The sequence below is a fragment of the Halanaerobaculum tunisiense genome, from assembly GCF_054657635.1.
Map to the genome: position 1 here is coordinate 30,819 of NZ_BAAHYI010000004.1, position 14,791 is coordinate 45,609.

General features: G+C 35.7%; 17 protein-coding genes. 13 read left to right on the forward strand and 4 right to left on the reverse strand.

What is annotated here, in order from left to right; genetic code table 11:
* Positions 1-126: 126 nt before the first annotated feature.
* From ACYQ3D_RS04675 to ACYQ3D_RS04685, 3 genes are read left to right on the forward strand one after another with little or no spacing between them, the layout of a single operon-like run.
* Positions 127-819 (forward strand): ABC transporter ATP-binding protein, encoded by a 693-nt coding sequence (locus ACYQ3D_RS04675; RefSeq protein ID WP_459836748.1) that lies wholly within the window; start codon positions 127-129, stop codon positions 817-819.
* A gap of 5 nt (positions 820-824) precedes the next feature.
* Positions 825-2,072 carry an ABC transporter permease gene (locus tag ACYQ3D_RS04680; protein WP_459836750.1) on the forward strand — a complete coding sequence of 416 codons (1,248 nt, stop codon included), beginning with the start codon at positions 825-827 and terminating at the stop codon, positions 2,070-2,072.
* A gap of 12 nt (positions 2,073-2,084) precedes the next feature.
* The gene (locus ACYQ3D_RS04685) at positions 2,085-3,344 is read left to right on the forward strand and encodes an ABC transporter permease (RefSeq protein ID WP_459836752.1); all 1,260 of its coding nucleotides are present in this window, start codon (positions 2,085-2,087) and stop codon (positions 3,342-3,344) included.
* Positions 3,345-3,486: 142 nt separating this feature from the next.
* Here ACYQ3D_RS04685 and ACYQ3D_RS04690 read toward each other — a convergent pair whose 3' ends face one another.
* A complete protein-coding gene (locus ACYQ3D_RS04690; RefSeq protein WP_459836754.1) occupies positions 3,487-4,209 on the reverse strand; it encodes a Dps family protein in 723 nt (240 codons plus the stop codon).
* A 200-nt stretch (positions 4,210-4,409) separates the two neighbouring features.
* On the opposite strand from ACYQ3D_RS04690, the gene malQ reads away from it, so the two are divergent.
* Positions 4,410-5,915 (forward strand): 4-alpha-glucanotransferase, encoded by a 1,506-nt coding sequence (gene malQ / locus ACYQ3D_RS04695; protein ID WP_459836756.1) that lies wholly within the window; start codon positions 4,410-4,412, stop codon positions 5,913-5,915.
* A gap of 2 nt (positions 5,916-5,917) precedes the next feature.
* Here malQ and ACYQ3D_RS04700 read toward each other — a convergent pair whose 3' ends face one another.
* Complete coding sequence (locus ACYQ3D_RS04700) at positions 5,918-6,109, reverse strand: hypothetical protein (RefSeq protein WP_459836757.1); 192 nt, start codon at positions 6,107-6,109, stop codon at positions 5,918-5,920.
* 218 nt (positions 6,110-6,327) lie between these two features.
* On the opposite strand from ACYQ3D_RS04700, the gene ACYQ3D_RS04705 reads away from it, so the two are divergent.
* The 3 genes from ACYQ3D_RS04705 to ACYQ3D_RS04715 are packed head-to-tail and all read left to right on the forward strand — an operon-like array spanning position 6,328 to position 9,031.
* A complete protein-coding gene (locus ACYQ3D_RS04705; protein WP_459836759.1) occupies positions 6,328-7,638 on the forward strand; it encodes an NfeD family protein in 1,311 nt (436 codons plus the stop codon).
* Between the two features lies 1 nt (position 7,639).
* Positions 7,640-8,647 carry a flotillin-like protein FloA gene (floA, locus tag ACYQ3D_RS04710; RefSeq protein ID WP_459836760.1) on the forward strand — a complete coding sequence of 336 codons (1,008 nt, stop codon included), beginning with the start codon at positions 7,640-7,642 and terminating at the stop codon, positions 8,645-8,647.
* A gap of 12 nt (positions 8,648-8,659) precedes the next feature.
* Positions 8,660-9,031, forward strand: coding sequence for a hypothetical protein (locus ACYQ3D_RS04715; protein ID WP_459836761.1), 372 nt, complete (start codon positions 8,660-8,662; stop codon positions 9,029-9,031).
* Between the two features lie 56 nt (positions 9,032-9,087).
* Here the strand turns inward: ACYQ3D_RS04715 and ACYQ3D_RS04720 are convergent, their stop codons facing one another.
* Positions 9,088-9,600, reverse strand: a complete 513-nt coding sequence (locus ACYQ3D_RS04720; RefSeq protein WP_459836762.1) for a ferritin family protein — start codon at positions 9,598-9,600, stop codon at positions 9,088-9,090.
* 177 nt (positions 9,601-9,777) lie between these two features.
* Here ACYQ3D_RS04720 and ACYQ3D_RS04725 point away from each other — a divergent pair, with 177 nt between their 5' ends.
* The 6 genes from ACYQ3D_RS04725 to ACYQ3D_RS04750 all read left to right on the forward strand — a co-directional run bounded on the left by ACYQ3D_RS04725 (position 9,778) and on the right by ACYQ3D_RS04750 (position 13,383).
* On the forward strand, positions 9,778-10,332 hold the full coding sequence (locus ACYQ3D_RS04725) for a rubrerythrin family protein (RefSeq protein ID WP_459836763.1): 555 nt from the start codon (positions 9,778-9,780) through the stop codon (positions 10,330-10,332).
* Positions 10,333-10,349: 17 nt separating this feature from the next.
* Complete coding sequence (locus tag ACYQ3D_RS04730) at positions 10,350-10,691, forward strand: class II SORL domain-containing protein (RefSeq protein WP_459836765.1); 342 nt, start codon at positions 10,350-10,352, stop codon at positions 10,689-10,691.
* Between the two features lie 637 nt (positions 10,692-11,328).
* Positions 11,329-11,499 carry a small, acid-soluble spore protein, alpha/beta type gene (locus ACYQ3D_RS04735; RefSeq protein WP_459836767.1) on the forward strand — a complete coding sequence of 57 codons (171 nt, stop codon included), beginning with the start codon at positions 11,329-11,331 and terminating at the stop codon, positions 11,497-11,499.
* Positions 11,500-11,603: 104 nt separating this feature from the next.
* Entirely contained in the window at positions 11,604-12,161 is a 558-nt protein-coding gene (locus ACYQ3D_RS04740; protein WP_459836768.1) for a hypothetical protein, read from the forward strand.
* 129 nt (positions 12,162-12,290) lie between these two features.
* The gene (locus tag ACYQ3D_RS04745) at positions 12,291-12,563 is read left to right on the forward strand and encodes a hypothetical protein (RefSeq protein ID WP_459836769.1); all 273 of its coding nucleotides are present in this window, start codon (positions 12,291-12,293) and stop codon (positions 12,561-12,563) included.
* 295 nt (positions 12,564-12,858) lie between these two features.
* Positions 12,859-13,383, forward strand: a complete 525-nt coding sequence (locus tag ACYQ3D_RS04750; protein WP_459836770.1) for a ferritin-like domain-containing protein — start codon at positions 12,859-12,861, stop codon at positions 13,381-13,383.
* Between the two features lie 58 nt (positions 13,384-13,441).
* On the opposite strand, the gene ylbJ is transcribed toward ACYQ3D_RS04750, so the two are convergent.
* Complete coding sequence (ylbJ, locus tag ACYQ3D_RS04755) at positions 13,442-14,662, reverse strand: sporulation integral membrane protein YlbJ (protein ID WP_459836772.1); 1,221 nt, start codon at positions 14,660-14,662, stop codon at positions 13,442-13,444.
* Between the last annotated feature and the right edge of the window lie 129 nt (positions 14,663-14,791).

A 14,791-nucleotide genomic window follows, 5' to 3' on the forward strand; every position in this document is an offset into this window, starting at 1 on the left:
CTTCCTGGGCCAACTGTGGCTCAGGAGTTTTATTTTCAACTATTATGTTATAAGCAGGAGATTAAAGATATTAATCATAAAATTGGAGTTTTTTATTAAACTACTAGCATATAAAGGAGGATAAAGATGGCTTTATTAGAGTTAGAAGCAGTAGAGAAGATTTATCAGCAAGGTCAGATTGAAGTTCCTGCTTTACAGGGGGTTGATTTAAGTGTTGACCAAGGAGAGTTCACTTCAGTTGCCGGACCATCTGGTTCAGGAAAGACAACTTTGTTAAATATGATTGGGTGTTTAGATACTCCTACTGCTGGAAGGATATTTTTTGCTGGCGAAGAAATTGAGGATTTATCTAAAGAAGAATTAGCTTTATTAAGAAGGAATAATTTAGGCTTTATTTTTCAGGATTATAATTTGATTCCGGTCTTAACTGCCTTTGAGAATGTAGAACTTGCTCTTAAATTACTTGCTGATTTAACTAAAGAGGAGATTGAAGAGAAGGTGCTGAGCATTCTTGGGGCAGTTGGCTTAGAAGATTATGCTAATCGGAAGCCTAATGAGTTATCGGGAGGCCAAAAACAGCGAGTTTCTATTGCTAGAGCGTTAGTTAAAGAACCTAAGTTAGTCCTAGCCGATGAACCAACAGCTAATCTTGATTCTGAGACTAGTAAGGAAGTATTGCGAGTAATGATGGAGATGAATGATAGATTGGCTACTACTTTTATATTTTCGACCCATGATCCGTTGGTAATGGAGTATGCTAAGCGATTGATAACCTTACAGGATGGGCAGATTATAGAGGATCAAGAGACTGGTAATTAAAGGAGGTGGAAGGTTTGTTATTAGTTAAGATGGCACTTAGGAATTTAACTCGTCATTCTCGCCGAGTGATAGCTATTGCCTTGATTTTGGCTTTAGGAATTATTATCTACTTGACTGTTGATTCCTTGATGTTAGGATTAACTGAGATGTCCTTTAATAGTTTGATTGATCTAGAGACTGGTCATCTGCAGCTAGTAAATCAAGATTATTGGTCGGAGAAAGAAGAGTTGCCTGTAGATAATTTAATTAACTATGATAAGGAATTAGGAAGGACGATTGCTGCTACTTCTGGAGTTGATTCTTTAGCTAGTCAACTAAAGTTTTCCGCTAAGTTGAATAATGGAGTTGATGAACTATCAGTTACTGGTTATGGCATACTTCCTGATCAAGCTAGGAGAGTCTTTGCTACTCCAGATTATATAGTTGAGGGGAGTTACTTAACAGGTACTGGCTATCAGGCTGTTTTAGGTAAAGAGTTAGCTGAGTTAATGGAGTTGGAAGTAGGCGATTATTTAACTTTACTAGTCAAGACTAGAGAAGGAAGCTTTAATACTATTGAAGCCAAGATTAAAGGGTTAGTTAGTACCCAAAATCCAGATGTTAATGGTAATTTTGTTTATCTGCCTTTAAATATTGCCCAACAGGCTTTAGGAGCTAAGGGTAAAGTTAGTCAAGTGGTAATCAGATTAAAGGATATTAATCAACTTCCAGCTGTCCAACAAGAATTACAAGCAGAGCTGAGTACGAAAAATGATAACTTAAGAGTCTATTCCTGGCGGAAGTTGGCCCAGTCAGTGATTGCTATGAGTCAAGCTCAGAATATAGAAACAGCTATTATGATGGGGCTAATTTTAATGATTGCTGCAATTGGAATTGTTAATACAGTTATTTTATCTGCTTTAGAAAGAACAAAAGAGATTGGGATGTTGAAAGCACTAGGATTTAAAAAGAAAGAAATTATACTGACTTTTATGATCGAGGCAGCAGGAATAGGTATTATTGGAGGTCTAATTGGTTTATTATTGAGTAGTGGTGGTGTTTATTATTTAGTTGAGTATGGTCTAGATTTATCAGCTTTAATCGCCAATCATAACTTTGGAATGCCTATCTGGGGCCAACTATATGGTGTCTGGGCTCCAACACATTTTATTTTCATCTTTCTTGCCGGTGTTTTCCTATCTACTTTAGCCAGCATACCACCAGCTTATTGGGCAGCTAGCAAAGATCCTATAGAGGCCATTTATAGTCGTTAAGGAGGTGCTAAAATGAGTTATCTATGGGGGTTAGCAAGCAAAAATTTATTTCGCAATCGATTACGGACTACTATTTCTATTATTGCTATTGCTTTTGCAGTAATGATAGTAGTTGTTCTGAGAGGTTTAATTGGAGGAATGGTTGATTCTATGTTTCAATTGCATATTCAATATAATACTGGTCATGTGAAAGTAATTAATCAAGACTATGAACAAAAAGAAAGGTTACTTTCTTTAAATCATCCAGTTAATGGTTTTAATGAATCAGGGATAGATGATATGCAGGCTAAATTACAGCAAGTTAAAGGAGTTACTGAAACAATCCCTCGGCTTAAGTTTGGGGCAGCTGTGAGTATTGAGGATGAGCTAGTAACAATGATGGGTTGGGGAGTTAATCCGCAAAAAGAGGTTGAGTTTACAGAAGTTGCTGATTATATAACAGAAGGGCGGATGATAAAATCAGGAGCTAAAGAAATATTAGTAGGAACTCAGTTACTAGATAAACTAAATGCTAACGTGGGGGATAAAATCACTATAGTGTATACTACTTCCTGGGGTTCTTTTAAAGGAAGCACTCTACAGGTTGTAGGTGTTATAGAAAGTGGTTTTAAATTACTTGATGAACAAAGTTTCTACTTATCACTAGAGCAAGCCCAGAGGATGTTGGCCCTGCCTGATCAGGCTACTGAAATTTTATTAGAGACACGCAACTACCGAGAGTTAGATCGAATTCTGCCTCGCATAAAGCAAGTTATGACTGCGAATGATCAACAAGAGATCTATAAGCTAATTCCTTGGAATAGTGGTAATAGTATTATTCAGTATCTCCAAATAGCTGAAAATATTTATAATTTAGTCTATGTAGTTGTGATTTTATTGGCTTGTGTAATTGTGGTTAGTACCATGGTAATGATTGTGCAGGAAAGAATAAAAGAGATTGGGATGATGAGTGCTTTAGGTTTCAAAAGTCGGGAGATACTCTATCTTTTTATTATAGAGGGAACGTTATTAGGAATAGTTGGTAGTTTTTTAGGAGTAGTATCAGGAGGGATCATTACAAAGATATTATCTAGAGTAGGAATTGATTATTCAGCGGCTATGGCGGATGTGGAAGCTGAGATAATCATGAGACCAGTTATTTATCCTGAGTTTAATCTGACTAATTTAGTATTTGCCTTTCTGTTAGGGACACTAATAGTAGCAGTTACTTCTATCATTCCGGCTCGCCGGGCTGCTAAGTTAAATCCAACTGGAGCATTGCGTAGTAATTAATAATTAAGAAGTTAAAGTGGCAGTTAGGAATTGTGGTAGTAGTTTTGGTTTTAGTTTCCGGGTCAACTTTAGATATTACTCCTTTAAATGGTTTGGTTTGTTAGCTAAAAAAGCCCCAGCAAATTTGCTGGGGCTTTATAGTTTATTGTAACCTTTGTTCAGGGTTATCTACTATATCAGATTGCTGATCTAGTAAATGATTCATCCCTCTAACTAGTGTATCATCTTCTAAAACGCTATATAGATGATACCCAAAATCTTCTCTAGCTACAAGAACCTCTTTTAATACTTCAGTAGTACCATAGTCATCTAATTCATGGGCTCTTTTAATTGTTTTCCGTAACATATTTTGTAATTTTAATTCATGTTCTAGATCATTACGAATAAAATCTCTCATTGTATAACGTCCTTCTACTTCATGTTTGAGATAAGAGAGTTTGTGTTGAGTAGTAGGATGAGCAGTAGGAACACAACCTAATCTAGCTACTCGTTCTCCAATCATATCTATGTGTTCTTGGGTTTTATCGCGATGTTCTTCAAGTAGATGATGCAGGCTTAAAAAGGATTCTGCTCCTTCAGTTAACCAATGATGTTTATTATACTGATGAAGAGCAACAGTTAAAGCAGATTGGTGATCATCTAACATTTGGCCCATTTCTAATCTAGCTTCATTAGTCAGTTCAATTCCTGCTCCTTCTTTTTTGGTAGTTCTAGGTTCTTGGCGTAGTATCATGTTATGATCAGTTGTGTGTCCCGGCATTGAGGAATCAAATCCGGATTTATCTAAGTTAAAAGTCCCCGAAAAGTTATTCATATTTTCATTAATCTGTTGCATATCCTCTTTGATTGGTTCTATTTTTTGCATTTAAATTCCTCCTTCAAAGTAGTTACATTTAAATAGTTTTCTAAAAAGGTTTGGAAATATGCAAGAAAATTTCTTTTATTTTTTATATTTATTTATATTAGTGGTAATTTTTGTTTCAATAAAGGGCTTTTATTTAGTATGTTTAATTAATAGAGTAGTGGGGTAAAGTAATGTAATAAATGGTTAGAGGGGGGATTGTAGTGAAGTTTGCTAGATCTAGTGGTCTACTTTTACATCCTATTTCTCTACCAAGTGATCACGGAATAGGTGATTTAGGTAGTGAAGCTTATCGATTTGTAGATTTTTTAGCAGCAGCAGAACAGAATTTATGGCAGATTTGTCCTTTAGGGCCAACTGGCTATGGGGATTCACCTTATCAGTTATTATCTGCTTTTGCTGGTAATCCTTATTTAATTAGTTTAGATAAGTTACAACAAAGAGGTTTACTAGCTACTGTTGATTTAGAACAAGAAGGGGAGTTTGCCAAGGATAGAATAGAATATGGGAAAATAATAGAATTTAAGATACCTTTATTAAAGCAGGCCTTTTATGAATTTAAAAAATCAGCTACTGGGCAACAAAAACAGAAGTGGGCTACATTTTGCCACCAACATAAAGGTTGGTTGGAGGATTATGCTTTATTTAAGGCTGTAAAGTCTTACTTCAATGGTCAACCTTGGAGTGATTGGGATCCTGAGATTAAGTTTAGACAACCAGAAGCTTTAGCTAAGTATCGGGCTGAGTTACAAGAGGAGATTGAATTTAGGAAATTTCTGCAGTATATCTTCTTTGAACAATGGACTGCCCTCAAGGAGTATGCTAATCAGAAAGGAATTCAGATCATTGGTGACTTACCTCTCTTTGTAGCTCTTGATAGTGCTGATGTCTGGGCCAATCCAGAATTTTTCTGTCTGACAGAGAAAAAAGAGCCTACCAAAGTAGCAGGAGTTCCGCCTGATTATTTTAGTGAGGAAGGACAATTATGGGGCAATCCTCTTTATGATTGGGATAAGTTACAGGAGGATAACTATAGTTGGTGGGTGGCTAGATTAAAGACTAAACTGGAGTTAATGGATATTATGCGTCTTGACCACTTTAAAGGTTTTGTTAATTATTGGGCTGTACCCAGCGAGGCAGATACTGCCCGACAAGGCCACTGGGAATCAGGACCAAGGGAGGATTTTTTTCAGACAGTAGAAGAAGAGTTAGGAGAGCTGCCCTTTATCAGTGAAGATTTAGGAAAAATTGGCCTGGAAACAAAACAGTTAAGAGATTCCTTAGGATTGCCTGGAATGAAGATATTACAGTTTGCTTTTCATGGAGGAGAAGATCATGACTATTTACCCCATAATTATTCTAAAAAAGCTGTTGTTTATACCGGGACTCATGATAATAACACTACTGCTGGTTGGTACCACGAAGAGGCTAGTAAAGAAGAAAAAAAGATGCTTCATAAATATACTACGGATTTTGTAACAGATTCTGATTATGAGCAACCAACTTGGCAGCTACTTCAGTTAGCTTGGGCTTCTCCAGCTCAAGTAGCTATAGCTCCTCTCCAGGATATATTATCCTTAGGTAGTTATGCTCGATTAAATACTCCCGGAGCAGCTACCGGTAACTGGCAGTGGAGATATCAAGCAGACCAGTTAACTAGTAATTTAGCAACTGCTTTACAGGATTTAACTTGTCGTTATAATAGATGAATTTAGTATTTCACTTTATGTTTGTGGAAGATATCGCAAGTGCCATCTTGCCAGTTGATACATAAATCACAGGCCTCTTGGTCCAATGATTCTGGATTGTTAAGCCAAGAAATGCCAAATCCTTGGGCAATAGCAATTGGTTCGTATTCGGAACAGTGCTGGGCTACTTGCTGTAGCAATTTTTCTTGTAGCATATTTAGGCTCCTTTCTAAGTTAAGGATTATGATTATTATTTGTGAAATCCAGTTTTTAATGCATTGTAATTACTAGTGTTATTTTTTAATTTGTTCCTTCATTATAGAGTATGTTATAATGAAAGGCAATACTAACTATAGTAAGGAATTATTAATTGACTATTTTACTAAATAAGAAAGCGGTTAAGTTTAGACATAGAAAGGAGGTGTTAATAAGAGTGGATTATAAGTTTAAAGGTTTGGTAGTTGTTTTGATAGTGTTGACTGTTTTGATTGGTAGTTTTAGTCTCCCAGTTAAAGCAGATCAGGTTGTATATAAAATACCGATTAAAGGAACTATTGATCCCGGGTTAGTTAATTTAGTCCAGCAGGGAATTACAGCAGCTCAAAAGGCTCAAGCAGAAGCAATAATATTTGAAATTGATACTTATGGTGGTTTAGTTGATTCTGCAATTAAGATTAGAGATCAGATATTAGCCGCTAACCTTCCAACAACTACTTATGTCTCTGGTAGAGCCTGGTCAGCAGGTGCTTTAATTGCTTTAGCAGGAGAAGAATTAGTGATGACTCCTGGTAGTAGTATTGGTGCTGCTGAGACAAGACCCCAGGAGGAAAAATATATTTCAGCTCTGCGCAAGGAATTTCAGGCTACTGCTGAGAGAAGAGATAGAAATCCTGAATTAGCAGCAGCAATGGTTGATAAGCAATTGGAGATTCCAGATGTCAGCCCAGCCGGTAAATTATTAACCTTGACTGCTCACGAAGCTGTAGAAAAGGAACTAGCTGATTATGAGGTAGCCGATTTTAATCAGTTATTAGCCCAGCAGAACCTAGACCAGGCGCAAGTAAGAGAAGAAGAGTTGACTAGGACCCAGAAATTAGCTAGAAAGGTTACTAATCCTGCTGTAAGTACTCTGTTATTAACTGTAGGATTTATTGCTTTAGCTGTTGAGGCTTTGGTGCCTGGTTGGGGAGTGGGCGGTACAGTGGGCTTATTGAGCTTAGGTCTCTTTTTTAGTAGTTATTTAATTAATGGAGCAGCAAGTTGGGGATTATTGATTTTATTTATAGTAGGAGTTATTCTAGTTTTATTAGAGGTTTTAGTAGTTCCTGGTTTAGGAATTACTGGCTTGGGGGGAACAGTGGCTATTGTGAGTAGTTTATATTTTGTCTTTCCCTCAGCTGAGACTGCTTTAACTGTTTTAGCAGCTACTGCAGTTTTATCGGTGGTAGGAATCTGGTTGGTGGTTCAGAAGCTAGGAACTAGTGTTTTCTGGCAGAAGATATCATTAAGAGAAGATCAGACTACTGAAGCTGGTTATGTATCTCATAAAGACCAGGCCGAAGAGTTAGTAGGGCAGACAGGACGAGTGATCAATACTTTACGTCCAGCGGGAACTATCAAGGTAGCAGAGGAGAGACTACATGTAGTTAGTGAAGGAGATTTTATTTCCTCTGGTGCAGTAGTGGAGATCATTGAAGTAACTGGGAATCGAATAGTAGTTAGACAAAAATCAAAGGAGGATTAATATGACACCTATATCATTATTGATTATTGGTGGAGTCTTTTTATTTTTCTTATTGTTTTTTCATTTTATTCCATTAGGACTCTGGATTTCTGCTTTAGCAGCTGGAGTTAGGATTAGTTTCTTTAATTTAATTGGAATGAGATTAAGGAGGGTAGTGCCTTCAGCAATTATTGGCCCTATGATTAAGACCCATAAGGCAGGTTTGAAGTTAGCTAGTGATAAATTAGAAGCACATTATTTAGCTGGTGGTAATGTTGATAATGTAGTTGATGCCTTAGTGGCTGCTGAAAGAGCTGAGATTGATTTAACTTTTGAGCGGGCTGCTGCTATTGATTTAGCTGGTAGAGATGTTTTAGAAGCAGTCCAGATGAGTGTTAATCCTAAGGTGATCCAGACTCCAGAAGTAGCTGCTGTAGCTATGGATGGAATTCAGGTTAAGGCTACCGCTAGGGTAACAGTCCGAGCTAATATCGAGCAGTTAGTAGGAGGAGCTGGGGAAGAAACTATCTTAGCTAGAGTAGGAGAAGGAATTGTAACCACTGTTGGTTCTGCTGAACAGCATACTAAAGTATTAGAGAATCCTGATTCAATTTCCGAGACTGTATTGGAGAAAGGACTTGATTCAGGAACTGCTTTTGAGATTTTATCAATCGATATTGCTGATGTAAATGTAGGAGATAATATTGGGGCTGAATTACAGGCTGACCAAGCTGAAGCTGATAAAGAAATTGCTCAGGCTGAAGCTGAAGAAAGAAGAGCTATGGCTGTAGCTGAAGAGCAAGAGATGAAGGCTAAAGTACAAGAAAATCAAGCTAAAGTAGTAGAAGCTGAAGCAGAAGTTCCTAGAGCAATGGCAGAAGCTTTAAAATCTGGTAATATGGGAGTTATGGATTATATCAATATGAAGAATATCAAAGCTGATACTGATATGCGGGATAAGATCTCTCAATTTGGAGCTGATGATGCTCAGGAAAGAGATAATTTAGCTGAGCAAGAAGAGCCGGAATAGGAGTTGGTAACTATGGATAGTTTATTTGATTTAGTTCCCTTTTTGTTTATTTTTATAATAGGATTGGTTAAGTTTTTAAAAAAAGCAGCTGAGTCGTTAGAATTAGAAGATGACTACCAAGTAAACCAAGAATCAGAAGTTAGTAGGCAACAATCTACAAAAGAATTAGATCAGATCAGAAAAGAAACTGCCAAGCAAACTAAGTCAAAACAGGAAACTAAACGAAAACAGCGAAGTAAGTCGCAAAAACAAAGCCAGAAGACAAAGAGGACTCATCCGTTAGCCAATTTAGGTAAAGAGGAGTTAGTCCAAGGAATTATTATGAAAGAAATAGTAGATAAACCACGGGCCAAACGGCCGCCTAAACAGTATAGAGATGATTAATAGAAAGTAGAAGGGGTTTAGAAACCCCTTCTACTTGTTTAGGTTATGATTTTAGCTTATAAAGTCATCCAATTCCAAACTTTACCTTCTTCTTCGGCTAACCAATTAACATTATCAGTTAAATAGTAGAGAACATTCTGTAGTGATTCATAATGTTTCATTTCTTCTTCCATGACTGCTTCTAAGAATTCTTTTTCTTGCGGATCATCTGTTTGTTGAGCTAATTTTTCGTAGTGTTTATAGATTTTGTTTTCTAACTCCATAGCGTGTTCATAGACTTCAGTATCCACTTCTGCCCAATCTTCTTTTTCCTGATCGGAAAAGTCAGCAAATACATCTTTAACGTCTTGTTCAATATCATCTGCCGGATTCTGCTGAGCAGTAGAAATATTTTTTCCCTCGGCGATTTGTTTGAAAGTCTTAATGTGATCTAATTCTTGGTCAGCTAAGCTTTTAAGTACTTGGCGTGATAGAGGATTCTGGGTCTCCTTATAGTGTTTTGTATAGTAATTATGTCCTTTTTCTTCTAGTTCAATAGCTAAATTAAGTGCTTCAGAATCAATACTCATTATCTTATCTCCCACCTTTCTATTAATAATTATTAATAGTTTTACACATAGTTATACTATATAAAATTATATTTTTAAATCATAAGGTTTATTTTTCTGAAAATGTTGACAAAGTAGCTAGATAATTGTATACTATTAATAGTAATAGTTATTGGTATTGATAAGGAGGGGATAGGAATGGTAGAGAATGAAATTACAGCTGAAAATTTGAGATCAGCTTTTGGTGGCGAAAGTCAAGCATATCAAAGATATAAAGTATGGGGGGATAAAGCTGAACAAGATGGCTATCCTAATGTAGCTTTATTATTTAGAGCAATTGCCTATGCTGAGGAAGTTCATGCTGGTAATCATTTTAAAGCTCATGGTAATCTAGAAGGTGATTTTTTAGTAGCTTCAGGAGCAGGTTTTGGTCTAGGACCAACTGCTGAAAATTTAAAAGGAGCTATTGCTGGAGAGAATTTTGAGATTGAACAGATGTATCCTACATATCACCTTGTAGCTAGTGACCAGGATGAGAGTGATGCTGTAAGATCTTTTTATTATGCTTTAGAAGCAGAGAAAATTCACTCTAAATTATATAGTGCAGCTAAAGAAGCTGTAGAAGCAGGCGAAGATTATGATTTAGAATATGTAAGTGTTTGTGAAGAGTGTGGTCACACAGTAAAAGATAATGCTCCAGATCAATGTCCTATTTGTGGTGCTGGTAAAGAAGATTTTAAAGAATTCAAATAATTTAAGGAGGACTAAATATGTCTTATTATGATTTACAGAGTGCTGAGAATCCAGAAACGACTTTAGAAAAGAAACATGTACCAGTGATTGATGCTCCTGATACAGTTAAGCAAGGTGAACCTTTTGAAGTAACGCTTAAGATGGGTGAGGTTGATCATCCTGCTGAAGATGGTCATTATATTCAGTATGTAGAATTATTTGCTAATTATTATCAGTTAGCTAGAACTAACTTTACTCCGGAAGTCAGACCAGAGGTGACAGTAACGATTACGTTAGAAGAATCTTGTACTTTAAGAGCTTATGAATTTTGTAATCAGCATGGACAATGGGAAGCAGCTAAAGAGATTACAGTAGAATAATTGTTATAATTAAGCAGAGGGATAAATCCTCTGCTTTTTTATTTTATAGTTTACTAGGCAAGAGTTTTCTCACTTCCTGAATTTTTTCAAACTCATCTAAAGCTCACTGCTTAAAAATAAGGCTAATCTAATTTAATGTTTTGCAAATTAGGTAATCCAAGCCTTATTTTTACTCTAGCTCGCTAAGATTCGTTACTAAAAAATTCAAATATCGTTGTGAAACTTTTACCTAGTAATTGAGAAAAATTGTTTTAAATTCGATTTATTTAGAACAATCAGTGCCCCGAATAAAATGAGGAAATACTCCTGGGGTGCGGCCTACGATTAAAATAAGCGAGTAATGTATAAACTAATACTTTTTAATATCTCTAGTAACTTTTTAACCGTAGAGAGCATTGATTGTTCTATTCTTGAAATCTTTTGGTAACTTTTGTAGTTTAACAGAAGTTACTCGGAAAAAAAGCTACTTTGTAGCTTTTCTGAAATAGCTGTTGAATTTTTATTGCTAACTTTTTATTAAAAAGTGAAGCATTATATTCTATTAATTTAATTAGTAATGATTTGCCAGCTAAAAAATAATAAATTCAGTATAAAAAATCTCTTATTGTTCATTCTATGTAATGGAGGTGGTTCCCCAATGGGACGTATCATGTCCGATGAAACCAAGTATGAACTAGCCGAGGAACTAGGTTTTGACCATAAGGTGAAAAATGGTGATTGGGGGGATATAACCACTAGAGAAGCTGGGTCATTGGTAAGACAAGCAATCAAGAAGGCAGAAGAGAATATGGCTCAGCAAGAAGAGTAGGGGCTTTGGCTCCTGCTCTTTTAGTTTATTATTATCCGAGCCCTCTAACATATTTTAGCGTCAGTTAAAATATATATGATATAGAGAAAGAAGGAGGGGTTAAGATGAAGTTATGTGATGAGTGTATTACTAAATTAGGGAATAACTTATCTCAGCAAGCTCAACAGGTATTAGGTCAGTTAGCTATAATTTTAGAGGATAAAGGACTGACTGGAATGGGCTTTGAACAGGCGACAGAAATGAATCGAGCAGCTGTGAAAGATATTATTGCTGAGTTAGAGGATAATCTGTTACTGGATCATACTATTCAAGACCGCAGAAAAGTATTTTATTTAACTGATTCTGGGCAACGGTTTTTAGAGTTACAACAAGAACCTACTGATTCAGAACCAGAGCAAGAAGAAGAGACAGCAGCTAAAGAAGAAGAGGAAGCTGCTACTTCAGAAGCTGAAGTGAATAACCAAGGAGAACAAGAGGATCCATCGCAGAATAATACACAAGAGCCTTCAACGGAAGAAGAAAATAGAGAAGAAGAGAATAGTAAGGAGATTGAAATTTCAGAGGAAGAGTTAGATAATGGGGTTGAACAGCAAGAAGAAGGACAGCAGGAGCAGGAGAAAGAGCAAGATTCTGAGCCATTAGTCTGGGATTTTGATCTGTAGTATTGCCCGGGGTTGGCCCGGGTTATTTTTTTAATTTTAAATTTACAACTTATTAGGACAAGCAGTTGTATAAATAGTAATAGACTAGAAAAAAATAATAAATATAATTATAATTCAGGGAGGGGGATAATGTTTTTACCTGATAAATTGACTGAATTATCTATTGGGATGGTTAATAAAGAATTAGAAGAAGTCAAGGAATCTGATCCAGAAGAATACGAAGAAACTATTAAAATGTTATTATTGATGACTGAGATTGCTACTCATTTTTTACAGGAGAGTCAAGAGTTTAGAGAAGCTTTTGCTAAAATTCACACTGAATTTCTTAAACGACCAGAAAGAAAGCAGGTTATAGAGGAAGCAATAACTGCTTATGCAGATTTCAAGGAGGAAACTAAGTAATTAGTTGTTAATTACATAAATTTCCTGACACATTTTTATCCCTCAGTTATATTATATAGTGATATTTAAAAAGGAGGGATACAGATGGGAGATTACCAAGGTGATAGCACATTATTGATCTTGTTGGTATTGTTTTTATTACTTATGAGTGGTGATATGGGTGGTATTAAGTATTAATTTGTAATAGAAAGGAGGATCGGCAGTTTAATTGCTGATCCTCCTTTTATTTTTTTTGATCTTTCTGCACTATTTTCTTTTTTTGGAATATAATGCTTAACAAGAAAGGAGGGATTAAATGAATAATTTTACCCGACGGGCTACTGTAGAAATCAATAGAGAGTTAGCTAGAATGGGAAAAGAATGGAACCAACAACTAGCTGGAGATGATATTAATCATTTATTAAAACAATTGTATTTAGCTATCGAATCAGCTCTGAGGGATGCAGCCTATTATAGAGCTTTAGCAGCTATAGCCCCAGATAGATTGGCTGAGAATCTATTTGAAGAATTTGCTAAGGATGAGCGAGGGCATGCCTATCAATTTCGGCAGGCTTATGAACGATTAACTGGGGAAACTTATACTGCTGAACAAAACTATGATATTGATATTCCTGAGGATGAATACGAAAGTGCAATAGCTAAAAGTATTTGGGAAGATACTGCTCAATATAAAGATTATAAAAGCTATTACTTGATGACGAATAATCATTATTTGCGTGATATCTTCTTTAATGCTTTGCATGATAAAATGTATCATGCAGTTCGTGAATTATATCTATTACAAATGATGGATATGGGCTTGAGTATGATGGAACTCTAAAACTCACACCCTGATTCAGATAGTTTAATAAGAAACCAGCCGTGAGGCTGGTTTTGCTTTATTTAAAATGGTGAAAAGAAATAACTTTAAGTTGTTTGATTAAGTAGATTAGCAAGGATAGACAAGTAAAGAAACCTAAAAATAAGATTAATCCTAGTGATATCTGAGAGAGATAATTCCAGTATCCAATAGTAAAGCCACTAAGTTGACTATTAACTACTGGTTTAGTTAATTGAGAAGAAATATTAGTTAAAGGATCAAATAATAAGTAAGTTATTAAACCAGCTAATAGAGCATGGAGGATTCGAGCAAAGAAGTATGGTTTAAGTTTAATATCGGTTCCTTTGACCATAGCAACTACTTGAGCGTGAACTGATAGTCCACTCCAGGCAATAATAGCACTAGTAATAATTAGTTGTTGGGCTAGCGGAGCAGCTGCTTGACTAGCTAGATGAGATCCATTAGTAATTTCAAAGATACCACTAACAATTGGTGAAATAAGAGCTTGCTCAAAACCAAGCGGTTTTAAGATTAAATTAAATAGTCCAGCAATCAATTTGTTAAAGCCAATTAGATAAAGAACTTTAGTAACTACAGAAAAGAAGATAATAAATCCACCAATTAAAAGTAGAGTGTTAACTGATTCTTTAATTGAATCACCAATTAGTTGACCTACAGGTCTGCCATCTTCTTCTCGAGCATTATATAATTCATTAAAAGCATAAACTATAATATTTTGATTACGAGAAGTATTATTTGTTGCACTAGCATTAGGTTTATAAAACCGGAGTACAAATCCTACTATTAAACAGGAGGCATAATGAGCTAAAGCAAGTGTGACTCCTAACTCTGGTTCGGAGAACATTCCTACTGCTACTGCTCCGATCATAAAGAGTGGATCAGCAGTATTAGCAAAGGAAACTAATCTTTCCCCTTCTGCTTGGGTACATAAACCTTCCCGCCGCAGTTGTCCGGTGATTTTAGCTCCAATAGGATAACCAGAGGCAAGGCCAATAGCTACAGCAAAAGCTCCTACGCCAGGAATCCTAAATAACGGCCGCATTAATGGTTCTAGCAAAGCCCCCATAAAGTGAACTACTCCTAAGCCCATTAAAATTTCTGCTATAATAAAAAAAGGTAATAAAGCAGGAAAAACTATCTCCCACCAGGTTTGTAAACCATCTAAGGCTGATTTAAAAGCTGGTTCAGAAAAAACAATTAATGCTATAGTAAATAAGATTGCAAGCAAGGCTTTGAGATTTATTAACTTTTTATTCATTAATGTCCCTCCTCTGTTAAGTAATGCTTAATAAATAATATTTAATTTTATAGGAAAATATTACTTTATTAATTATTAGGTAGCTAAAATTATAGAAGACAATTTATAATTTTATTCTAATAGATAATA